The following is a 21,054-nucleotide window of genomic DNA, read 5'->3' as shown; positions in this document are numbered from 1 at the left end:
CGCGGATTCAACTAGTAAGTGCAACGTTCATTGAAATGGGTGGGGAGCGGCGAAACTAGCTGCACCTTATCCGACCAAGAACGAGGTTGCACCTATGACGTATCACCAACTCACCCAAGAGGAACGATACACCATCAACGCCTTGAGAGTAGCCAAATACTCTCAAGCCGAGATCGCTCGCCAAATTGGCAAACACCCAAGCACCGTCAGTCGTGAGCTTCGCCGGAACCTGACTACTCACCGAGCGCAGTACCGGCCAGAGAAGGCTCACAGTTACGCCGTGGCTCGACGTCGGCGCTGCCGTCGCGGCTCTCACTACTCCGACGCTCAGCGCGCTCAGGTCTTTAGCCTCATCCGCAGGAAGTTCAGCGCTGAGCAAATCAGCGGCATCCTCAAACGCTTCAAGCTCCTTGAAATCAGCACCGAGACCATCTACCGCTGGCTGCGTCGCGACAAGGCCAGCGGCGGTGAGTTGGTATCGCACACACGCATCATGTCCAAGAACGGTCGCAAACGCTACCGATCCAAGGATTCAAGGGGTGTTCTGGCCGGCAAGCGCCATATCAGCGAGCGACCACAGGAGGCCAACTTGCGCATCGCGATCGGTCACTGGGAAGGCGATACCGTCATCGGCAAAGACCTGCGCCACTGCCTGCTTACTCTGGTCGAGCGCGTCAGTGGCTTTGCCATCGTCATGAAGCTCAAGGCTCGCACCAAAGAAGAAGTCATCTGCGCTGCCAAGGTCGCCATCGCCAAGTACGAGCGTCAATTCAAAACGCTCAGCCTGGACAACGGAACGGAGTTCCACGACTACGCAAAGCTAGAGGAACACTTCAATCTCAAGTGCTACTTCGCCACCCCTTATCATTCCTGGGAGCGTGGCACCAACGAGAACTTCAACGGCCTGCTACGTCAATACGTACCAAAGGGAGTCTGCATGCAACATCTCACTCAAAAGCAGTGCGATCACTTCGCCAGCGAACTCAATAACAGGCCACGCAAACGCCACAATTTCCTGACGCCTTCCGAAGTCTTCTTCGGACGTACTAGCGTTGCACTTGCTGGTTGAATCTGGGCCTTATTTGCCACCCATCGTTACGTTTCAGGGCCTACCCAACCTGGTCCAGTCGATCGAAGAGTTCGGTAGAGCTCTCGACGATTTCGACAAACACGAAGAATTTGAGTTGTGGCTCAATGCAGAAGACGGGACGGCCTTGTGCATGCTCCGGAACGCCGAGGCTGCTTGCCTTATGTATCTCAGCCACGAGGGTGATTCAGGTTGCATGAGCATCGGTAATCCACAAATGCAAGGGACCGTCCAATATCAATTGAGTAACGGCCAAGTAGATGAATACCCGGCTGCATGGTGTCTGCGGGTAGAGGACTGCTACAAGGCCCTTGCCTATTTCTTTGTCAATGATGGCCTTCGTCCCGGCTGGATTGAATGGCAAGAGTCATGAGTCTGCCGTTTCGCAAGGCCTACATGAACAAGCAAATGAGTATCTTCTGTCACCAGCCTAACTGGTCGTATATGGACTCCCCCACAAACGCAAGAGATTGATCCATTGAATGGCCCGGATGGAAGCGCTTGCAGTCGTATATCCGGCATCTGGGTTGGGCCTGCTTGAGGCGGCCCGTGCTGACATGGAATCTGCGTCACAACTGCGCCAATCGTTGCAAGCGGCATGCATGAAGCTGCCTGTCCAGTTATCGGCGTCTAGCTGTGTGGGTGTTGCCCGTGGTGCCATGATGGGAGATCAATCTCGTCACAACGCTGGGAGGGGAACTTGGTTTTCTTCTTTCAAGACGGCTTTCGAGCCGGGGCCTTCACGCCATCTTGGCCTGGTACGGCACCTTGTCTCGCAAGCATGCGTAGCAAATGCGCGCCAGCTTGTTGGCCAGCGCACAGGCGGCCTTGTTGTGGCCCGTCCTGGCTTGTACCTGCAAGGCCCAGCGCTTGAGCGCATCCAGTGGTTTGCCCTGCGCTTGTGCCGCAGCGGCCGCCTTGAGCACGCTTCGGGCGCCATGGATCAGCAGCATGCGCAGGTAGGTATCGCCTTGCTTGCTGATTCGACCCAGTCCTCGGTTGTGGCCCGAGGAATGCTCCTTGGGTGTGATGCCGAACCAGCAGGCAAAGCCTCGGCTGTGCTTGAAGTGCGTCACATCACCTCCTGTGGCCGCAGCCATGGCCGTGGTCGTCAACAGGCCCACACCAGGCACGCTTTGCAGCAACTGGCAAGGCTCGCTGTGGCGAACCACGGCACTGAGCTCTTTCTCGATCGCGTCAATACGGGTTTCGAGCTGGCGCACCTCTTCGAGCATCGACCTCATCGTGTTTCTCAGCAGCACCGGGATCGCGCTTTGAGCCTCGGCAATCAGCTTGGCCATCTGTGCCAGGCCAACCTTGCCACCCTTGGAGACACGCAGCCCCGACTCTCGGCAGGCGCCTCGCATCGCGTTGATCGTCGCCGTGCGCCACCCCATCCACATCGAACGCGTGCGGTGCAACGCTTGCAAGGCCTGCTGCTCCACCGTCTTGATGCGCACGGGCTGAATGTCGGCGCAACGCGCCGCCTCCAGCAGCGCCGCAGCGTCCGCCGCATCGGTCTTGTTGCGCTTGACGTAGGCCCTCACGTAGTGCGGCGGCAGCAATTCAACATCAATACCGCGCTGCCTGAGCCTGCGCGCCCAGTGGTGCGCCATGCCGCATGCCTCCACGATCACCAAGGCAATGTTTCGGTTGTCGACCCAGCGTTCGAACTGCGCGCGGCTCAGCCGGTGGCTACCCAGGCGCCGCCAGTTCATGTCCGCCTCGCACAACTGAAACACCGATTCCGCAATATCAACGCCAACGACCATGCTGCTGCAGGATTGAATCTTTTGAATACGGGCTGTAGCATTCGTTTCGGACTCCTTCGTGTTGAGCGCCGTCCCACACACCACATGAAAGCCGGCTGGCACATTGATGCCGTCAAAATGCGGGGGAGTCCATCCATCAGTCAACGTGGAGGTCAACAAGGGCGCACATGCACTTCCATCTCGCCGCGAACGCGGTACTGTTGATTCACCTGGCGTTCATCCTCTTCGCGGTATGCGGCGCCGCCCTGGCGTTCCGCTGGCGATGGATTCCCTACGTACACCTACCTGCGGCAGCCTGGGCATTTTTTGTAGAAGCAACTGGCCGGATCTGCCCCCTCACATATCTGGAAAACCGGCTTAGAGAACAGGCCGGGCAGTCTGGCTACGCAGACGGCTTCATCGAGCATTACCTCTTGCCGATCATCTACCCTGCAGGCCTGACTCACAGCATTCAGATCTGGCTGGCCGTGTTCGTTGTCGCCATCAACGCATCGATCTACGCCCGACTTGTACGCCTCCGCACCACAAGACGTGAAGCGTCCAATCGGCATGCGTGACAAGGCAAGGAGCCAGCGCCGTTTCAGTTACAGGGGCGTGGGCACTTGCTCTATGCTGGCGTGCCTGCGTACCAACACCAGAACCACATGACCGAGAACGCCATGCCCCAACCCCGCCTGTTCCTCGCCCATGACGACTCGCAGATCGAGTCGTGTTTTGACGCGTTTTCCGCCTTGCGTCCACATGTGCGCCGCGAAGCGTTCCTGACTCAAATACGGCGGCAGCAGGCGCAAGGTTTCCAGGTGTTGGCGCTTGAGCAAGACGGCTTGGTCAAGAGCGTCGCGGGCTTCAGGACAGCTGAATTCCTTGCCTGGGGGCGGGTCATTTACATTGACGACCTGAGCACCCTGCCCGAGGCCCGGGGGCAAGGTTTTGGGGGGATGCTGCTTGACTGGTTGGCCGAGTACGCTCGCCAGCAGGAGTGCAAGGCGCTTCACCTTGATACGGGCTATGCCAGGCATGTGGCGCATCGGCTTTACCTCAACAAGGGTTTCGAACTGAGTTGCCACCACATGACAAAGGTGCTTGAGTAAGCGCACATGCCACGCCGTCAGCATGAGCTTGGCACTGAATGCAGAGGAGCAAAACGTGAAGCGACCCATCACATCGGCACCCCAGCCCGCATCCGAGTTCATTGACAAGAAGATCACGGAACTCGCGGACTGGCGCGGCCAGACGCTGAGCCAGTTACGCGCCCTCATCAAGGAGGCGCTTCCCGACGTCGTCGAGGAGGTGAAGTGGATGGGGACCCCCGTATGGTCTTTTGATGGGATCATCTGCACGGGCGAAACCTACAAGGCCAAGGTCAAATTGACTTTCGCCCAGGGCGCCTCGCTGAACGACCCGGACCGGCTCTTCAATTCAAGCATGGACGGCAACACAAGGCGTGCCATCGACATTCTGGAAGGCGAAATCATCAATGCATCGGCCTTCAAGGCCCTGATTCTTGCCGCGGCGGCGCGCAACACCTCATCAGCGAAGACCAAAGCGAAACGCCCATGACCACCTTCAGCACCACCCGACACCTTGCCGCAAAGCCCGCATCGGTATTCGCTGCGATCCAGGCCCCTGAGCGTCTGGCCAGATGGTGGGGGCCCAATGGTTTCTCCAACCAATTCGAGGTCTTCGACTTTCAGCCTGGCGGCAAATGGATCTTCCGCATGATCGGGCCGGACGGCACGGTCTATGCCAACGAATCCATCTTCACCGATATCGAGCCTGACAGGCGCGTCGTGATTCGACACGTCTGCGAGCCCCACTTCCAGCTCACCATCGCGCTGGAGCCTGCGGGCCAAGGCACCCTGCTCCGGTGGGATCAGGCCTTTGCCGATGACGCCGTGGCGCAAGCGGTTCGTCACATTGTCGAACCGGCCAACGAGCAAAACCTTGACCGCCTGAGCGCCGAGTTGGGCTTGGGCAAAGCAAGCTCTTGACACCCCCTGCCCTGCCTCTTCATGAACACGGAAATCACCCTTGTCCTGACGCAATTGAAGGCGCTGGAGCCGCTGATCTATGCGGCCAATGATGGCCAACAGCGGGCACACTTCGAACGGCTGTTGGCCCCTGAATTCTGGGAAGTCGGCGCCTCTGGAAAGGTGTATGACCGCACTTTCGTCCTGGATACGCTGGAAGCGCGCCAGGCCCAACCCCGTGAAGAAGCCTGGCGGGCGTCCGACTACCGGATAGAAGAGATCGCGCCAGGCAACTTCCTGTTGACCTACCTGCTTGAACAGCCCACACGCCTGTCCAGAAGGGCTACCCTCTGGCAGCAAACCGAACAAGGCTGGAAAATGCGTTATCACCAAGGCACCGTTGTGGCGCCCCCATCCAATGAGTAAAAAACTTCACCTCTCGCCAGACCAGCTCAAGCCGCTTGTGACGGGCCTTGGCACCTGCATCGCCACCGACAAGATCGCCGTTCAAGGGCTTCCGGTCCGGTTCATGTACCGGGAACAGCCGGTCAACCACTCAGACAGTGGTTGGCGTTTTCTGTCGGGCCTCGAAAGCGATGCCTACATGGAGAACGCGAACAACCAAGGGGCGTATGACGTGAACCTCATCGCCAACATCGACCCGTCCATCATTGCGCACCTCAAGGCCGAGGTCGGGGCTGCTTTTGAGAAGGCCAGCGGCGTCGGGGAGTTCCAGGAGGCTGGTGATTGGGAGCCTGACGAGGACTGACGCACGCCGTGTCGATTCCTGGGCTGCTGGATCGTCGTGGCGTTGAGGGCCTTCCTCTTCCATTTGAAAGCTGATCATGCCAAGCAACACCGTTCGCCTTCACCGCGTCATCCGGACCACCCCAGAGCGCATCTATCGCGCTTTCCTGGATGCGGATGCGATGGCCAAGTGGCTCCCGCCGTATGGCTTCACGTGCAAGGTCCTGCACATGGATGCCCGCGTTGGCGGCACGTTCAGGATGGCGTTCACGAACTTCACCACGGGGCACGGACACCCCTTTGGTGGCGAGTACCGCGAGCTCGTGCCGCATGAACGCATCTGCTACACGGATAAATTTGACGATCCCCATCTGTCTGGCGAGATGGTGACCACCGTGTCACTGAGGCCTGTCTCTTGCGGGACCGAGCTGAACATCGTTCAAGAAGGTATCCCGGCCGTCATCCCGGTAGAGATGTGCTACCTCGGCTGGCAGGAATCACTGGCCCAATTGGTCAGATTGGTTGAGCCCGTGATCGCCGACTGACCCCCCGCTCACGGGAGCGCCCCCCATGCACCTGGACCCTTACGTCAGCGTAGATGGCATCCCCTTCACCGCGAGGCGTGAAGACGTGGTTCGGGCAAATGGACAGCCTGACAGCGAAACACGAAACGCCGTGGAACTCACCGAGCTGGACTACGGCGATGTGGTCTTTCGCTTCCAGGATTGCGGGCGGCTGGAAGAGGTGACCAGGCAAGCAAAGGTCGTGCACCTGAACACCGTGTCGGTGCCCTTCCCCAGCTTGAAGGCTTTTGTGCGCGAGCAAGACGGTGACCACTTCGAGCGGGCCGGCTTTCTGGTGAGCCCGAAGTTCGGCCTGGCCTTCGTGCCAGATTCACCTTGCTGGGTAACGGCGCTGGCCAGGCATGCTGTCGAACAATGGGAGGCCATGCGCCCTCAGAATACGTGATCGCACCCAACACGCTTGACTTCAGGCCACAACATGCCCATTCCTCCATTCCTGGCTCAATTGCGGCAGAAGATCGGCACCGACCTCGTCCTGCTGCCTACGATTGTCGTGATCGCACGGGATGCGCAAGATCGCATCCTGTTTGTGCATGATCGGGATTCGGACAGCTGGACGCTGCCGGGCGGGATCATCGAGCCGGGGGAGTCGCCTGCCGATGCGGCGGTTCGCGAAGTCTGGGAAGAGACGCACGTCCTGGCGAGGTTGACGCGCATCGTGGCCGTCGTTGGTGGCGCTGATTGCGTAACGACATACAGCAATGGCGACCAGATCGCCTGGGTGGCGACCGTGTTCGCAGCGCGTGTCGAACACGGCACGCCGATTGCCGACGGTGCGGAAACCAAAGCGGCCCGTTTCCTGGATGCGCAGGCGATGGGGCGCACACCCCTGCGAGCTGATACACGCCGATTCCTCGAAGCAGAGCAAGCCAGCGAGGCTGGCACCTACTTTCAGGCTGCTGCCTGGCGGCCAGAATGAATGGCCAACCCCTGACCTCGTCATGACCCCCTCTTCCCACCTGCAGCTACTGGCCCACTACAACCAGTGGATGAACCGCAAACTGTTGGCATCGGCCGCCGAGCTGCCCGTTGAGGCCATCACAGCAAATCGGGGCGCCTTCTTTGGCTCCATCCTGGGCACATTGAACCACCTGGCTGTGGGCGACACGATCTGGCTGAACCGCTTTGCCCAGCACCCCGGGTGTGCCGCCATCCTTCGCCCCGTGACCGAGCGGCCTCAACCCAAGGCACTCGATGAGGCCATGTTTGCAGACCTCGGTTCGCTACAGACCTACCGTGAATGGCTGGACGAGCTGATCATTCAGTTCACAGCCAGCGCAAGCGACGAGGTGCTGGCATCGAACCTGAGCTATGCCAATACCAAGGGCGTCCGGTCAAGCCGCAATCTGCACGCCCTGCTCACTCATTTCTTCAATCACCAGACGCATCACCGGGGTCAGGTGACGACGCTGCTGTTCCAGGCCGGCATCGATCCCGGCACCACGGATTTGCTGGCGTTGATCCCCCAAGTTGATGGCTGATTCAGATCAGGAGCCCTCATGACCGTTCGCATTGTTCGACTGGGCAGCCCCAGAACAGAGGACGAAGGTACGCGCATTGGCACGGTACGCCGCCCGCCAAGAGGCGTGCCCAAGGCCGAGTTTGCGTCAGGCAACTGGTATGACGTCTGGTACCCGAACCTGGCGCCCAGTCTGGAGACCATGAAGCTCGGGCAGGCCGCCGCATCACCCGAGCAATGGCGGGCTTTCGAGAAGCAATACAAAAGCGAGATGAGCACGCCCGAGACCAGCCGAACCATCGAGTTGCTGGCCACCTTGTCACGGCAATCCAATTTTTCCGTTGGCTGCTACTGTGAGGACGAAGCGCATTGCCATCGATCCATCCTGCGCCACCTGCTTGAACAGGCCGGCGCAGACGTTCACCCATGAAACGCCCAACCGCCTACGCCCTCGCCTTTGGACTGCTCTGTTCATCGGCCACGCTCGCGACCGTGGTTTACCGTTGGGTTGACGAGAACGGGCGAACACATGTGTCGGATGTGGTGCCTGAGAAATACCGCGGCTCGGCCAAGCCGGTCAACTTAGGCCCCTACGAGGTATCGGCGGAAGACAGGAAGCAAGCGGAGGAACGCGCCGCACGGGACAAGGCCGCGGCGTCAATCCGAAAGCCCGGCGCGGGCGAGAAGGCCTCGCAGCCCGCGTCGGCGGCCTCTGTGCCACCAAACCGGCGGCCTAGCCAGGGCGTCACCAGCACAACGGACTGTGCAACCTGGCGCCTCCTGTATCAGGAAAGCCTGGACTGCTTCGGCCCTTACCGAACCACCAGGGGTAGCATCAAGCCCGAGGCATTCGACAACTGCACCTTGGTTCCCAGCCCGGATGAAAAGTGCGGCCCGCTCAGGGATTGAGGCAAGGCATCAACAAGCCATGAACACCAGAACCTCAACTCATCCAGCCTCGGCTGAATCGGGGATCCGCGCACTCTTCGATGCTTGCCGCTTCGCTGACCTGGCCCTGACGCACACAGAGGATGGCCTGTGCTTTTTTGCCTCGGCTGACCACGCCACCTGACACCCCACACAAAACAGGAAGCCATGTACTGCCCCGCCCACTTCGAAGAAAGCAGGCCCGAGATATTGCTCGGCCTGATGGCGCAACACCCACTGGCCACGGTCATTTCTTCAGGCCACTCCGGGCTGGTCGCCGACCACATTCCGCTGATGTACGAGCCAGAGCAAGGTGCGGCCGGCAAGCTCATCGGGCATGTGGCCAGGAGCAACCCGCTGTGGCAGACGGGCCCAGGCGCAGAACACCTGCTGGTCTTTCAAGGCCCTTCAGCTTATGTGTCGCCCAACTGGTACGCCAGCAAAGCAGAATCAGGCAAGGTTGTGCCCACGTGGAACTATGCCGTTGTCCATGCGCACGCCACGCTGGCGGTATCTCATGACCCAGCGCACATCCGGGCGGTGCTGGAAAAGCAAACCCGTCGGCACGAAGCCGAGCAGCGCAAACCATGGGCACTGGCGGATGCCCCGGAGGACTTCACCGAGCGCTTGCTGGGCTTGGTTGTCTGCATCGAGTTCCGCATCGTGCGCATGCAAGGCAAGTGGAAGGTCAGTCAGAATCAGGGCTTGGCCAACCGCCAAGGTGTCATCGCCGGGTTACAGGCCTTACAGCGCGATGAGGCGTCCAGCATGGCCGGCCTGGTGCAGGCGTTCGGCTCACCAGTTGCACCTTGAGCACACGCCCGACACGCCACCCCGACACGCTATGCACATTCGCAATCTCTTCGCTGATGCCCAGCCACCCAGCACAGGCGAGCGCTTCGACACGCTCGTCCAGCAAGGCAATGTGGTGATCGAGCGCATCGTGAGCAGCACCGACATCACACCCACCGAATACATTCAGGAGCAAGACGAATGGGTGATCTTGCTCACGGGTGAAGCGCGGCTGGACGTTGCGGGCGAGCCTGTGTCGCTGAAGGCGGGCGACCACCTGTTTCTGCCCGCACACACGCCCCACACCGTGACGCAGGTGTCGGCGGGCGCCACCTGGCTGGCGGTGCACATTCACCCGCGCTGATCGTCAGATCATGGAGGCCGGGTCCGACTCGACAAACTCGGCGCGACCGCCATTGACCGCCGAGAAGCGACGGATGCGGCGCGGCTTGAGGTGAACCGTCGCCCCTGTTTGCAGGATGCCGCTGTCGCGCAGCGCCGCGTACTCGGATCGGGGCAACTCCACGTCGATCTCGCCGTGGCCGTCTGCTCGCTTGAACTCCAGGCGTGTATTGGGGCCCACGGTCAAGGTGTGCACCAGGCTCACCGGCAGGCTGCCCTCCTCGGCACGGGCCAGCACCTGGATCTCGTGTGGGCGCACATAACTCACGGCGTCGGCCGGCGCGTCGGCTGCGCTGGCCACCGCGCCTTGCGCATGGTCGCGGCCATGGAAGAGGTTCACGTCCCCCAGGAACTGCAACACAAAGGGCGAGGCCGGGTGGTCGTAAACCTGATCAGGCGTACCTTCTTGCTCGATGCGGCCCTGGTTCATCACCACAATGCGGTCAGCCACTTCCATGGCTTCCTCCTGGTCGTGGGTCACGAACACACTGGTGATGTGCATTTCATCGTGCAGTCGGCGCAACCAGCGGCGCAGTTCCTTGCGGACTTTCGCGTCCAGCGCGCCGAAGGGCTCGTCCAGCAACAGCACCTTGGGCTCCACCGCCAGGGCGCGCGCCAGCGCGATGCGTTGGCGCTGGCCGCCTGACAACTGGTGCGGGTAGCGGTCGGCGATCCAGTCCAACTGGACCAGTTTGAGCAGCTCGGTCACCTTGGCCTTGATCTGCGCCTCGGAGGGCCGCGCGTCCTTGGGGCGCACGCGCAGGCCAAATGCCACATTCTCGAAGATCGTCATGTGGCCAAACAAGGCGTAGTGCTGGAACACAAAACCCACCTGGCGCTCGCGCACGGCCACATGGGTGGCGTCCTCGCCATTGAACAGCACGGAGCCGCCATCCGGCGTTTCCAGCCCGGCGATGATGCGCAGCAGCGAGGTCTTGCCCGAGCCAGAGGGGCCCAGCAAGGCCACCAGTTCCCCGGAAGGAATGTTCAGGTTGAGGTTGTCACACACGGTGACGGCGCCAAATCGTTTGACGAGGTTCTTGACTTCGATGCTCATGCGGCGACTCCGGCGTCCTTGGCCTGGGCCAGCTCGCGCTGAACCCGGCGTTCGACAATGTATTTCAGGACCAGCGTGACCAGGGCAAGGCTGGCCAGCAAGGATGCCACGGCAAACGCTGCGGCCATCTGGTATTCGTTGTAAAGGACTTCAATGTGCAGGGGCAAGGTGTTGGTCTGCCCGCGCACGTGGCCGGACACAACCGACACGGCACCGAACTCGCCCATGGCACGCGCGTTACACAGGATCACGCCATACAGCAGGGCCCACTTCACGTTGGGCAGCGTCACCTTCATGAAGGTCTGTAGCCCCGATGCACCCAGCACACGTGCGGCCTCCTCCTGCTCCTGGCCTTGCGCCTGCATCAGGGGGATCAGCTCCCGCGCCACGAAGGGGAAGGTCACGAAGATCGTGGCCAACACGATGCCGGGCACGGCGAAGATCACCTTCAGATCATGCGCGCTCAGCCATTCGCCGAACCAGCCTTGCAGACCGAACACGAGCACATAGATGAGGCCCGCGATCACAGGCGACACCGAGAACGGCAGGTCGATCAGCGTGAGCAGCACGCTCTTGCCGCGGAAATCGAACTTGGCGATCGCCCACGCAGCGGATATGCCAAAAACCAGGTTCAAGGGCACGGCGATCACGGCCGCGATCAAGGTCAAACCAACGGCCGACAACGCATCCGCATCCGTAATGGCCGCCAGATAGACGTCGACGCCCTTCTTGAAGGCCTCGAAAAAGACCGACACCAGTGGCACGAACAGGAACAACGATAGGAAAACCAGCGCCAGTGCGGTGAGCACATAGCGAACCCAGGCGGGCTCTTTGGTGGCGCCAGGCAGATTAGAGGGAGCGAGGGAACTCATGTCTCGTCACACCTTTACTTGCCCTGGCGCTTGCGCGCCCAGGCCTGTGACCCGTTGATCGCCAGCAGCAAGACAAACGACATCACCAGCATCACCACGGCAATGGCGGTCGCGCCTGCATAGTCGTACTGCTCCAGCTTGGTGATGATCAGCAGGGGTGTGATCTCGGAGACCATGGGCATGTTGCCCGCGATGAAGATGATGGAGCCGTACTCGCCGAGCGCACGGGCAAAGGCCAACGCAAAGCCCGTCAGCAAGGCCGGCGTGAGGATGGGCAGAATGACCTTGGCAAAGGTCTGCAGGCGGCTGGCCCCCAGCGTTGCGGCGGCCTCTTCCAGCTCCGAAGCCATGTCCTCCAGAATGGGTTGCACGGTGCGCACCACGAAGGGCAAGCCGATGAAGGTCATGGCCACGAACACACCCACAGGCGTGAAAGCCACCTTGAAACCCAGAGGCTCAAGGTACTGACCGATCCAGCCGTTACCCGCATAGAGCCCTGTCAAGGTGATGCCGGCTACAGCGGTGGGCAGCGCAAAAGGCAGATCGACCAGCGCATCCACCACACGCCGCCCAAGGAAGTCATAGCGCACGAGCACCCAGGCCACAAGCAAGCCGAAGATCGCGTTCACCACAGCCGCCAGCAAGGAGGCGCCAAAGGTCAGCTTGTAGGAAGCCACCACGCGCTCGGCCGTCACCACGTCCACAAATTCAGACCAGGTCAGGCTGCTCGTTTTCAAGAATGCGGCGCCCAGCGGGATGAGCACAATCAGGCAAAGGTAGAACAGCGCCAGGCCCAGGGCCAGATCGAAGCCCGGCAGCACACTGCGCTGCCTGAGCAGGGTCTTGGAAAAGATCATCTTGTTGCCGATGCCTTACTTGCCAGCATGAAAGAGGACGCCCTCTGAGCGTTTTGTAAATGCTACGTAGAGAGGCGCTGCGCCAGAAGTAAGGAATCCGCAGCTGCATATGCGCAAAACAACGAAGGCTGCCCAGCCGGGCCACCGCGCTCAACGTTGATAGAGCTGGCTGATCTCTGCGGCGAAGTGGGCCGCCAGGTTGTTGCGTTTGAGCTTGAGCGTGGGCGTCATCAAGGTGTTTTCGACCGTCCACGGCTCAAGCGTCAGCACCACCGCACGCGGTTGCGCGTAGTGGGGAAAGCTGCGGGTGAGATCCCGAACCCGCTGCACGACGGTTTCCCTCGCAAGGCTTGATTGCAGGCTCTCTGCTTTGTCAGGGTCCAGCTGCAAACCACCCGCCAGCCGCCGCCATTCGCTGCGCGACAACACGACCACACAGGCAATGAAGGGGCGGTTGTCGCCGAACACGTAGGCTTGCTCGAAAAGCGCATCGGCAGTGATGGCCAGTTCCAGATCAGCGGGGGCGATTTTTTCACCCGTGGAGGTGACGATGATCTCCTTGACCCGCCCGAGGATACGGACGCGGCCCTGCTCGATGGCGGCCTGATCCCCCGTATGCAACCAGCCTTCAGTGATGGCCTTGTGGGTGTCTTCCTCACGCTTCCAGTAGCCGCGCATCACATTGGGGCCTCGCACCAGCAATTCACGGTTTTCACCGATCTGCACCTCCACACCTGCCAACGCGCGGCCGACAGTCGCAGGGTCGTTGTCCTCAGGGGTGTTGACCGACACGATCGGCGCACTCTCGGTCATGCCGTAACCCTGGACGATGGGCAAGCCCAGGCCCAGAAAGGCATGCGCAATGGCCGGAGACAAAGGCGCACCGCCACTCACGGCCACCCGCAAGCGCCCGCCAAACCGGGCCAGCAGGGGTTGGGCAGCCAGGGCATTCAGGAGCGGCCACAGCAAAGGGTCAAGCCAAGTCCAGGCCGTGTGCTCGACGGGCAAGCCCTGAGCGCGACAGAAACGGCGCCACCCCACGTTTTGTGCCCAGGCAAACAAGCCGTGTTTCAAGGGTGAACCCGCCAGCATGGCCTGAACACCCGCGAAGACGCGCTCGTAAATACGCGGTACGGAGATCAGGATCGTTGGCCGAACCAGCAGCATGTCTTCGGCCAGCAAAGAGGTCGAGCGGGCAAAGGCCACACAGCTGCCCGCGGCGATCGGCAGGTAATAGCCTGCGGTGCGCTCGAAGGTGTGGGACAGCGGCAAGAACGAGAGGAAGACATCGTTGGCTTGCGGCGCCACACGCTGCAAGACCGCCTTGACGTTGGACAGCACGTTACCGTGGGTCAGCATGACCCCTTTGGGCTTGCCTGTGGTGCCTGATGTGTAGACCAGGGCAGCCAGATCATCCGCGTTGGGCACCTGCTTCTCGTGTGGCGAAGCCTGCTGCGCCATGCCGCTCGACAACCAGGTCTCAAGGCTGCACACGGGCACGGGGTTGGATGACACGCCCGCAGGCGGGGCCTCCCCGCTGGCGAGCACCACCTGTTGCAAGGACGGCAGCGGCACGCCGGTATCCACAATCGCCTGCCATTGCTCGACGGACTGCGCGACCAGCAAGGCCGCATCACTGTCGCTCAGGATGTAGGCGATGCTGGCCGGGTTGTCCAGCGCATGCATGGGCACGGGCACACAGGCGTTGGCCAGGGCGGCCTGGTCGACGCAGACTGCGTTCACCCCGTTGGGCAGCAAGATCGCGACACGCGCACCGCGGGGCAGCGCCAGGCGCCTCAGCGCGGCGTCGAACCCTTGCACCTTGTCCTCAAGCGCCCGCCAGCTCAGGCTGACCCAACGCGCGGCGGCATCATCGTGATAACGGTAGGCCTCGGCATCTGGTGTGAGCGCCACACGCCAGGTCAACAACGCCGCGAGGGTCTGAACGCTGTCCAGACCAGGAGCCAAGGGAAATGCAGCTGAATTCGTCGTCATGCGCGTATTGTCCCCTTGATGCCTCAATTGGTGCGGTGAGGCCGCCGCACAAGGCAGCTCAGCCCGCGTGCTTCTTGACCCAGGCGACGTACTGATCCATCCAGTTCTGCAGGAACTTCAGGCTGCCAGGGCCAATGTTGCCGGCCTCATCAAACAAGCCCTCCTTGGCCTGGATGAAGGCCTCGGGTTGCCCCAGGGTCGGCACATCCAGGTAGGCCAGCACATTGCGCAGGTGCTGCTGGGCCAAAGCCGTGCCAATGGCGCCTGGCGACACGCCGATCACGCCCGCAGGCTTGCCCTTCCATGCGCTTTGCCCATAAGGCCGAGAAGCATGGTCAAGCGCGTTCTTCAGCACCCCTGGGATCGAGCGGTTGTACTCAGGCGTCACGAACAGCAGGCCGAGTGAAGCCGCAATGTCCGCCTTGAAGCGTTTGACTGATTCCGCGGGCGCGGCATCATCGTCCTGGTTGTAATGCGGCAGCTCACCGATCGACAGTTGCTTGAACGTGAAGTCCGCCGGCGCCAGCCTGGCCAGTGCGCTGGCCAACTGGCGATTGAAGGAGTCGCGGCGCAAACTCCCCACGACAACAGCGATTTGATAGTGAGCCATGAACATCTCCTGAAGGATGGGAGGACAGGACAACTGCCTTGCTGGCAGCGGATGACTATACTCATCGAAACGCGAAACCCCTGCCCTTGCCGGGGCCGCAAACGGGAGCGTAGCGCACCATGACATCCTGGCTTCGTCACAATGAACGCCATCGCACTGACCGCATCGGGTGGCTGCGTGCGGCCGTGCTGGGCGCCAATGACGGCATTGTTTCCACCGCCAGCCTGATCGTGGGCGTGGCCGCTGCGCAATCCAGCACCAGCAGCATTCTGGTCACCGGGGTGGCTGGCCTGTTTGCCGGGGCCATGTCCATGGCAGCCGGTGAATACGTGTCGGTGTACTCGCAGGCCGATACCGAGCACGCCGATCTGGCTCGCGAGCGTGCCGAGCTGGCTGCCGACCCAGGAGGCGAGCTGCGTGAGTTGACCGGCATTTACGAAAGCCGAGGGCTCTCACCAGAACTGGCCCACCAAGTGGCCGAACAACTGATGGCCCATGACGCATTGGCGGCTCATGCCCGCGATGAGCTGGGGCTCAGCGAATCCCTGGGTGCCAAACCGTTTCAGGCTGCGTGGGCGTCTGCTGCCAGCTTTTCGGCGGGCGCGTTGCTGCCATTGGCCGTGACGGCATTCGCACCGGCATCGGGCTTGATCTATTGGGTATCGGGCACCTCGCTGGTCTTCCTGGCGGGCCTGGGAGCGCTCGCCGCCCGCGCTGGAGGCGCATCCACACTCAGAAGCGCAGCGCGCATCAGCTTCTGGGGTGCGCTGGCAATGGCCATCACGGCCGGTGCGGGCAAGCTGTTCGGAGCGGCAGTGTAAGGACCGCCGCCCGGTCAAGCCAATCAGGCAGATCAGGCCTGGGCCAAGGCGCTGTCCAGGTCTGCCAGCAGGTCATCGATGTGCTCGATACCGACGGACAGGCGCACCGTGTCCTCGGTCACCCCGGTCTTGGCCAGCTCTTCCGGCGACAACTGGCGGTGGGTGGTGGACGCCGGATGCGTGGCCAGCGAGCGCACATCACCAATGTTGACCAGGCGGGTGAACAGCTTCAAGCCATCGAGGAAGCGCGCGCCGCCCTCTCGCCCGCCAGGCACACCAAAGGTCAGCAAGCCCGAGGCCTTGCCCGACAGGTACTTCTTCACCAGCGGGTTTTCAGGGTGATCTTCCAGGCCGGCATAGTTCACCCACTTCACGCGTGGGTGTTTTTGAAGGTGCTGGGCGATCTTCAAGGTGTTCTCGCTGATGCGGTCCATGCGCAGGCCCAATGTCTCCACTCCTTGCAGGATCAGGAAGGCGTTGAAAGGCGAGATGGCCGCGCCCATGTTGCGCAGCGGCACCACGCGGGCGCGCCCAATGTAGGCGGCGGGGCCCAGGGCATCGGTGTAGACCACGCCGTGGTAACTCACGTCTGGCTCATTGAGGCGCTTGAAGCGTGCCTTGTGCTGCGCCCAGGGGAACTTGCCGGAGTCCACGATCGCGCCGCCCAGGCTGGTGCCATGGCCGCCCAGGTACTTGGTCAGCGAGTGCACCACGATGTCGGCGCCGTGCTCGAATGGCCGGCTCAGATAAGGTGAAGGCACGGTGTTGTCGACGATCAGGGGCACACCATGACGGTGCGCGATCTCGGCGATGCGGGCGATGTCGGTGATGTTGCCCGAGGGGTTGCCCAGTGACTCGACAAAGATGGCCTTGGTGCGATCGTCGATCAAGGGCTCGAAGCTGGCCGGATCACGGTGGTCGGCAAAACGCGTGCTGATGCCGAACTGCGGCAGCGTGTGGGCGAACAGGTTGTAAGTGCCACCATACAGCGCCGTGGACGACACAATGTTGTCCCCCGCTTCGGCAATGGTCTGGATGGCGTAAGTCACCGCGGCCTGGCCGGAGGCCAGTGCCAGGGCACCAATGCCGCCTTCCAGCGCCGCGATGCGTTGCTCCAGCACATCCTGCGTCGGGTTCATGATGCGGGTGTAGATGTTGCCCGGCACCTTGAGGTCAAAGAGATCCGCGCCGTGCTGCGCGCTGTCAAACGCGTACGCCACGGTTTGGTAGATGGGCACGGCCACCGACTTGGTCGTGGGGTCGGGCGAATAGCCTGCGTGAACCGACAGGGTCTCGAACTTCCAGTTTTCTTTGCTCATGCCGTCGTCTCTCAGTGGGGTGATCAGGGCTTGCAACGATAGGAAAATCGCGCCCCCGTGTAAAGGGCTGATCACGCATGTGGACATGCGTTGGCCAGATATAGTCGTTCCAAACTGCAACGGAGAGCCCATGCAATACCGCCCGCTTGGCCGAACCGGCCTGAATGTCAGCGTGATCGCGCTGGGCACGATGACCTGGGGCGAGCAAAACACCGAGGTCGATGCCCATGCGCAGCTGAACCTGGCCCTGGATGCAGGCATCAACCTGATCGACACCGCCGAGATGTACCCGGTGCCGCCGCGTCCGGAAACGCAAGGCCGCACCGAACAGTACATCGGCAACTGGCTCAAGAAGACCGGACGCCGCAACGACATCGTGCTGGCCACCAAGGCCACCGGTCCTTCACATCAACCTGCTCGCCCCGGCCATGTTCGCGGTGGGCGTTTGGCTCACACCCGGGACAACCTGTTTGAAGCGGTGGACCTCAGCCTGCAGCGCCTTCAAACCGACCACATCGACCTTTATCAGTTGCACTGGCCGGATCGTCCCACCAATATGTTTGGCCAACTGGGCTACGTCCATGTGAAGGATCAGCAGCCCACGCCCATCGAAGAAACCTTGTCCGCCCTGCAGGAGCTGGTGCAGGCGGGCAAGATCCGGCACGTGGCCGTGTCCAACGAGACGCCATGGGGCATGAGCCGCTTCATCCATCTGGCGGACAACCTGGGTCTACCTCGCATCGCCAGCATCCAGAACCCGTACAGCTTGTTGAACCGCAGCTTCGAGATCGGGCTGGCTGAGATCGCCATCCGCGAGCAGGTGGGCCTGCTGGCGTATTCGCCGCTGGCGTTTGGTGTATTGAGCGGCAAATACCTGGCCGGCCAACGGCCCGAAGGAGCCAGGCTCAGCCTGTTTGAACGGTTCAACCGCTACAAGGGCGAGAACGCCGAGCTAGCCACCTACGACTACGTCAGCCTGTTCCGTCGCCATGGCCTGGACCCGGCGCAAGCCGCGCTGGCCTTCGTCAACAGCCGGGACTTCGTGACGGCCAACATCATCGGGGCCACGACATTGGATCAGCTGCGCAGCAACATCGCCAGCATTGATGTGACCTTGTCTGCCGAGGTGCTGGAGGGCATCGAGGCCATCCACCAGCGCTACCCCAACCCATCGCCTTGAGGTCGGCCCTCAAGGCTGGCAGACTTCTTTCCCCCCCCCAGGAACACCGGGATGCGTCTCGCCCCGAAGTGCCCGGCCTGCTCCGCGAAGTGGCCAGCCAGCGCGGTACCGCAATCCGGGCAGGTGCCTTCCGGGGTCAATCGGTAGCGCTTGATCTGGTACCAGTCGCGCTCGATGAGTTGGCTGTCGCACTGAGGGCAATGTGAGGCGTCACCCTCTGCATGGTGCACGTTGCCGGTGTAGACATGGCGCAGCCCTTGATCCCGCGCAATCTGGCGGGCTCTCACCAAGGTGTGCTTGGGCGTGGCGGGCACGTCAGGCATCTTGTGGTCGGGATGAAAGCCCGAGAAATGCAAGGGCACATCAGGGCCGAGTTCACGCGCCACCCACTGGCTCAGGGCGGTGAGCTCCTGGTCCGAGTCGTTGTGGCCGGGGATCAGCAAGGTCGTGAGCTCTACCCAGACCTTGGTCTCGTGCCGGAGGTAGACCAACGTGTCCAGCACGGGCTGCAAGTGCGAGCCGGTGAGCTTGAAATAGAAGTCTTCGGTGAAGGCTTTCAAGTCCACATTGGCCGCGTCCATCTTGGCAAAGAAGTCCCGCCGAGCTTGTTCGTGGATGTAGCCCGCGGTCACGGCCACGGTCTTGATGCCACGCTCGTGACAGGCGTCCGCCACGTCCATGGCGTATTCGGCAAAGATGACGGGGTCGTTGTAGGTGAAGGCCACACTGCGGCAACCACCGCGCACAGCGGCGTCGGCGATCTGCTCGGGTGAAGCCTGGTCCATCAGCCGATCCATGTCCCGCGACTTGCTGATGTCCCAGTTCTGGCAGAACTTGCAGGCCAGGTTGCAGCCCGCTGTGCCAAAGGACAAGACACTGCTGCCCGGGTAGAAATGGTTGAGCGGCTTTTTCTCGATGGGGTCGACGCAAAAACCGGACGAGCGACCATAGGTGGTGAGCACGATGCCTTCGCCTTGCCGCTGGCGAACAAAGCAGGCACCACGTTGCTGGTCATGCAGCTTGCAATCGCGCGGGCAGAGGTCACACTGGATGCGCCCATCGTCCAGCGCATGCCAGTACTGGGCAGGATAAGAACTCAACGTTGAGCCGCTCATGCTGGCTCCTTCCACTTGTGTACGGTAAAGCGCTGAAGGCGCAAATCGGGTGACCAGAAATGAGTTGGCAAGCCAGCCTTGCGCTTCAACTGTGCCAGGAACACGGCTGGTGCAGGCAACTGCTCCCACACCTGGGGCAGGAAGGTTGCGCGATGGCGGCCGCAAGCCAGCACAAGGCCATCGACACCCGGTCGCAACTTGGCCAGGGCTTGGGCCTCATTGGCGCACTCCATGGCCTCAAGAGGCGACAACACCGATACCTCCACCCTCACGCCGGGCCACTCCCGGGGCTGAAGCGGTGCAAAACGTGGGTCTCGCAATGCGGCGGCCACCGCGTTGGCCTGTACGTCGTCCTTCAGTGGCCGCCAGGCCTCGGGCGTGCCGATGCAACCGCGCAATTGCCCGTTCTCGGTCAGCGTCACAAAGCTGGCGCCCCAGGCCTGCCAGGCGGCTTCATCGTCAGCCGCAGCCACCTCTCGATGGCGTTCAGGCTGCGCCTGCCGCGCTGGCAGGATGGCGCGCTCAATCGCGTGTCTGGCCAACGCGATCAGTGCCGCACCTTGTTCAGTGTGATCCATGCTGCCCGCCCTGATCTTCCAGAAAGGCCAATGAGGCATAGCCCACCACGCGCTGCCTGTCGCCAGCCGTGTCGCCGGAGTTGCACATGCCCAGCAGGTGCGGCCGCAAATGGTGTTGCGCTGCGGAAAGCAGCAAGCCGTTGATGGGGGTGCCGCCACACGCCTGTTGATGATGAAGCGAGGCTTGCAAACGCAGGATGTGCTGAACGGTATCCCGGTCTCGTGCTTGAGCAGCCTCATAGCGCAGGAAGTGAGACAGGTCAGAACTGATCACGATCAAGGTTTCAGGGCCGCCCCACAGCACATCGAGCACCTCGGCCACTTCTGCAGGCGTGGCATCGCCCACGGCCAGAGGGAGCAACTCGAAGTCTGGCAGCACCGTTTGCAGGAAAGGCAACTGCACTTCGAGCGCATGCTCCTGGGCATGCGCTGCAGGGCTGGTCACCACCTGAGGCAACGCCCCGAGCGCCGCCACCGCAGCCTGGTCAATGGCCACCTCGCCAAGCGGCGTGACAAAGGCCTGCGTACCGGGCAAGGCCAGGCCACGAACAGGCACGCGGTGCACGGGGCCCAACAGCACGACACGCTTGATGGACGCCCGCCACGGCACCAGGGTCACGTAAGCGGCCGCGGCCATCTGCCCGGAATAGACATAACCGGCATGCGGGGCAATGAGCGCCTTGGGACAGGCAGGCAGCGCCGGCACCGTCTGGCTGGCCTCATCCAGCATGCGCCGGACCTCGCCCGCCAGCATGGCAGCCTGCGCGGTGTAGAACGTGCCGGCCACGGCAGCTGGGCGTACGGTGTGCATGGCTTCCTCCTTGACAGATAGGAAGATGGGGCCGCTTTTAACCAGATCAATAGGCCGCAGCCTGCCCGAGGTATGCGAAGCGCTCATATGCACGAACGC

The 21,054-nt window shown here is 61.8% G+C and carries 28 protein-coding genes; 18 read left to right on the top strand and 10 right to left on the bottom strand.

All coding sequences use genetic code 11. The features are described from left to right. The first annotated feature begins 94 nt into the window (after window positions 1-94). On the top strand, window positions 95-1,069 hold the full coding sequence (locus tag JY96_RS21115; protein ID WP_035040509.1) for an IS30 family transposase: 975 nt from the start codon (window positions 95-97) through the stop codon (window positions 1,067-1,069). Continuing rightward, window positions 1,059-1,460: an Imm1 family immunity protein gene (locus JY96_RS21110; protein ID WP_200883539.1), complete on the top strand. Its 402-nt coding sequence runs from the start codon at window positions 1,059-1,061 to the stop codon at window positions 1,458-1,460. Before JY96_RS21115 ends, JY96_RS21110 begins: the two co-directional genes overlap by 11 nt. 367 nt (window positions 1,461-1,827) lie before the next feature. Here the strand turns inward: JY96_RS21110 and JY96_RS21105 are convergent, their stop codons facing one another. Continuing rightward, entirely contained in the window at window positions 1,828-2,859 is a 1,032-nt protein-coding gene (locus JY96_RS21105) for an IS110 family transposase (protein ID WP_035040507.1), read from the bottom strand. A gap of 167 nt (window positions 2,860-3,026) precedes the next feature. Here JY96_RS21105 and JY96_RS21100 point away from each other — a divergent pair, with 167 nt between their 5' ends. The 14 genes from JY96_RS21100 to JY96_RS21035 all read left to right on the top strand — a co-directional run bounded on the left by JY96_RS21100 (window position 3,027) and on the right by JY96_RS21035 (window position 9,702). Then, complete coding sequence (locus JY96_RS21100; RefSeq protein ID WP_035040506.1) at window positions 3,027-3,416, top strand: DUF2784 domain-containing protein; 390 nt, start codon at window positions 3,027-3,029, stop codon at window positions 3,414-3,416. An 87-nt stretch (window positions 3,417-3,503) separates the two neighbouring features. After that, window positions 3,504-3,950: a GNAT family N-acetyltransferase gene (locus JY96_RS21095; protein ID WP_200883538.1), complete on the top strand. Its 447-nt coding sequence runs from the start codon at window positions 3,504-3,506 to the stop codon at window positions 3,948-3,950. 22 nt (window positions 3,951-3,972) lie between these two features. Then, window positions 3,973-4,419, top strand: a complete 447-nt coding sequence (locus tag JY96_RS21090) for a DUF1801 domain-containing protein (RefSeq protein WP_200883537.1) — start codon at window positions 3,973-3,975, stop codon at window positions 4,417-4,419. Continuing rightward, window positions 4,416-4,850: an SRPBCC domain-containing protein gene (locus JY96_RS21085; protein WP_035040504.1), complete on the top strand. Its 435-nt coding sequence runs from the start codon at window positions 4,416-4,418 to the stop codon at window positions 4,848-4,850. The genes JY96_RS21090 and JY96_RS21085 overlap by 4 nt, the downstream gene beginning before the upstream one ends. Before the next feature lie 21 nt (window positions 4,851-4,871). Beyond that, entirely contained in the window at window positions 4,872-5,255 is a 384-nt protein-coding gene (locus JY96_RS21080; RefSeq protein ID WP_035040501.1) for a DUF4440 domain-containing protein, read from the top strand. Continuing rightward, on the top strand, window positions 5,230-5,598 hold the full coding sequence (locus JY96_RS21075) for a DUF2185 domain-containing protein (RefSeq protein WP_235334002.1): 369 nt from the start codon (window positions 5,230-5,232) through the stop codon (window positions 5,596-5,598). The genes JY96_RS21080 and JY96_RS21075 overlap by 26 nt, the downstream gene beginning before the upstream one ends. Window positions 5,599-5,674: 76 nt before the next feature. After that, on the top strand, window positions 5,675-6,121 hold the full coding sequence (locus JY96_RS21070; protein ID WP_035040493.1) for an SRPBCC family protein: 447 nt from the start codon (window positions 5,675-5,677) through the stop codon (window positions 6,119-6,121). A gap of 25 nt (window positions 6,122-6,146) precedes the next feature. After that, window positions 6,147-6,545 carry a hypothetical protein gene (locus tag JY96_RS21065; protein ID WP_035040489.1) on the top strand — a complete coding sequence of 133 codons (399 nt, stop codon included), beginning with the start codon at window positions 6,147-6,149 and terminating at the stop codon, window positions 6,543-6,545. A 33-nt stretch (window positions 6,546-6,578) separates the two neighbouring features. Further along, entirely contained in the window at window positions 6,579-7,079 is a 501-nt protein-coding gene (locus JY96_RS21060) for an NUDIX domain-containing protein (RefSeq protein ID WP_052162837.1), read from the top strand. A 22-nt stretch (window positions 7,080-7,101) separates the two neighbouring features. Next, on the top strand, window positions 7,102-7,641 hold the full coding sequence (locus tag JY96_RS21055; RefSeq protein ID WP_035040484.1) for a DinB family protein: 540 nt from the start codon (window positions 7,102-7,104) through the stop codon (window positions 7,639-7,641). Window positions 7,642-7,659: 18 nt separating this feature from the next. Next, window positions 7,660-8,049 carry a DUF488 domain-containing protein gene (locus JY96_RS21050; RefSeq protein ID WP_035040481.1) on the top strand — a complete coding sequence of 130 codons (390 nt, stop codon included), beginning with the start codon at window positions 7,660-7,662 and terminating at the stop codon, window positions 8,047-8,049. Continuing rightward, entirely contained in the window at window positions 8,046-8,528 is a 483-nt protein-coding gene (locus JY96_RS21045) for a DUF4124 domain-containing protein (protein WP_035040478.1), read from the top strand. Before JY96_RS21050 ends, JY96_RS21045 begins: the two co-directional genes overlap by 4 nt. A 186-nt stretch (window positions 8,529-8,714) precedes the next feature. Next, the gene (locus tag JY96_RS21040) at window positions 8,715-9,359 is read left to right on the top strand and encodes an FMN-binding negative transcriptional regulator (protein ID WP_035040475.1); all 645 of its coding nucleotides are present in this window, start codon (window positions 8,715-8,717) and stop codon (window positions 9,357-9,359) included. Between the two features lie 31 nt (window positions 9,360-9,390). Further along, a complete protein-coding gene (locus JY96_RS21035) occupies window positions 9,391-9,702 on the top strand; it encodes a cupin domain-containing protein (protein ID WP_035040472.1) in 312 nt (103 codons plus the stop codon). Between the two features lie 3 nt (window positions 9,703-9,705). On the opposite strand, the gene JY96_RS21030 is transcribed toward JY96_RS21035, so the two are convergent. The 5 genes from JY96_RS21030 to JY96_RS21010 all read right to left on the bottom strand — a co-directional run bounded on the left by JY96_RS21030 (window position 9,706) and on the right by JY96_RS21010 (window position 15,131). After that, window positions 9,706-10,797, bottom strand: coding sequence for a sulfate/molybdate ABC transporter ATP-binding protein (locus tag JY96_RS21030; protein ID WP_035040469.1), 1,092 nt, complete (start codon window positions 10,795-10,797; stop codon window positions 9,706-9,708). Further along, on the bottom strand, window positions 10,794-11,669 hold the full coding sequence (gene cysW / locus JY96_RS21025; protein ID WP_035040466.1) for a sulfate ABC transporter permease subunit CysW: 876 nt from the start codon (window positions 11,667-11,669) through the stop codon (window positions 10,794-10,796). The genes JY96_RS21030 and cysW overlap by 4 nt, the downstream gene beginning before the upstream one ends. A gap of 14 nt (window positions 11,670-11,683) precedes the next feature. After that, window positions 11,684-12,526, bottom strand: a complete 843-nt coding sequence (cysT, locus tag JY96_RS21020) for a sulfate ABC transporter permease subunit CysT (protein WP_035040463.1) — start codon at window positions 12,524-12,526, stop codon at window positions 11,684-11,686. A 150-nt stretch (window positions 12,527-12,676) separates the two neighbouring features. Further along, complete coding sequence (locus JY96_RS21015; protein ID WP_035040460.1) at window positions 12,677-14,521, bottom strand: long-chain fatty acid--CoA ligase; 1,845 nt, start codon at window positions 14,519-14,521, stop codon at window positions 12,677-12,679. Window positions 14,522-14,579: 58 nt separating this feature from the next. Continuing rightward, entirely contained in the window at window positions 14,580-15,131 is a 552-nt protein-coding gene (locus JY96_RS21010) for an NADPH-dependent FMN reductase (protein WP_035043917.1), read from the bottom strand. 119 nt (window positions 15,132-15,250) lie between these two features. Between JY96_RS21010 and JY96_RS21005 the strand changes: the two genes are divergently transcribed. Beyond that, window positions 15,251-15,952 carry a VIT family protein gene (locus JY96_RS21005; RefSeq protein WP_035040457.1) on the top strand — a complete coding sequence of 234 codons (702 nt, stop codon included), beginning with the start codon at window positions 15,251-15,253 and terminating at the stop codon, window positions 15,950-15,952. 32 nt (window positions 15,953-15,984) lie between these two features. Here the strand turns inward: JY96_RS21005 and JY96_RS21000 are convergent, their stop codons facing one another. After that, window positions 15,985-17,271: an O-acetylhomoserine aminocarboxypropyltransferase/cysteine synthase family protein gene (locus tag JY96_RS21000; protein ID WP_035043915.1), complete on the bottom strand. Its 1,287-nt coding sequence runs from the start codon at window positions 17,269-17,271 to the stop codon at window positions 15,985-15,987. 130 nt (window positions 17,272-17,401) lie between these two features. Here JY96_RS21000 and JY96_RS20995 point away from each other — a divergent pair, with 130 nt between their 5' ends. Further along, a complete protein-coding gene (locus tag JY96_RS20995) occupies window positions 17,402-18,451 on the top strand; it encodes an NADP(H)-dependent aldo-keto reductase (protein WP_035040455.1) in 1,050 nt (349 codons plus the stop codon). Here the strand turns inward: JY96_RS20995 and amrS are convergent. Genes amrS through amrB form a run of 3 tightly spaced genes read right to left on the bottom strand, consistent with a single transcriptional unit; the run spans window position 18,430 to window position 20,955 of the window. Further along, entirely contained in the window at window positions 18,430-19,566 is a 1,137-nt protein-coding gene (gene amrS, locus JY96_RS20990; RefSeq protein ID WP_052162836.1) for an AmmeMemoRadiSam system radical SAM enzyme, read from the bottom strand. The genes JY96_RS20995 and amrS overlap by 22 nt on opposite strands. Next, window positions 19,563-20,144, bottom strand: a complete 582-nt coding sequence (amrA, locus tag JY96_RS20985) for an AmmeMemoRadiSam system protein A (protein WP_035040452.1) — start codon at window positions 20,142-20,144, stop codon at window positions 19,563-19,565. Before amrA ends, amrS begins: the two co-directional genes overlap by 4 nt. Beyond that, a complete protein-coding gene (gene amrB, locus JY96_RS20980; RefSeq protein WP_035040451.1) occupies window positions 20,131-20,955 on the bottom strand; it encodes an AmmeMemoRadiSam system protein B in 825 nt (274 codons plus the stop codon). The genes amrA and amrB overlap by 14 nt, the downstream gene beginning before the upstream one ends. Window positions 20,956-21,054 lie beyond the last annotated feature (99 nt).

The organism is Aquabacterium sp. NJ1 (genome assembly GCF_000768065.1).
In the GTDB taxonomy this organism is placed as follows: Bacteria; Pseudomonadota; Gammaproteobacteria; order Burkholderiales; family Burkholderiaceae_C; genus Aquabacterium.
This window is presented reverse-complemented; position numbering and strand designations above follow the sequence as displayed.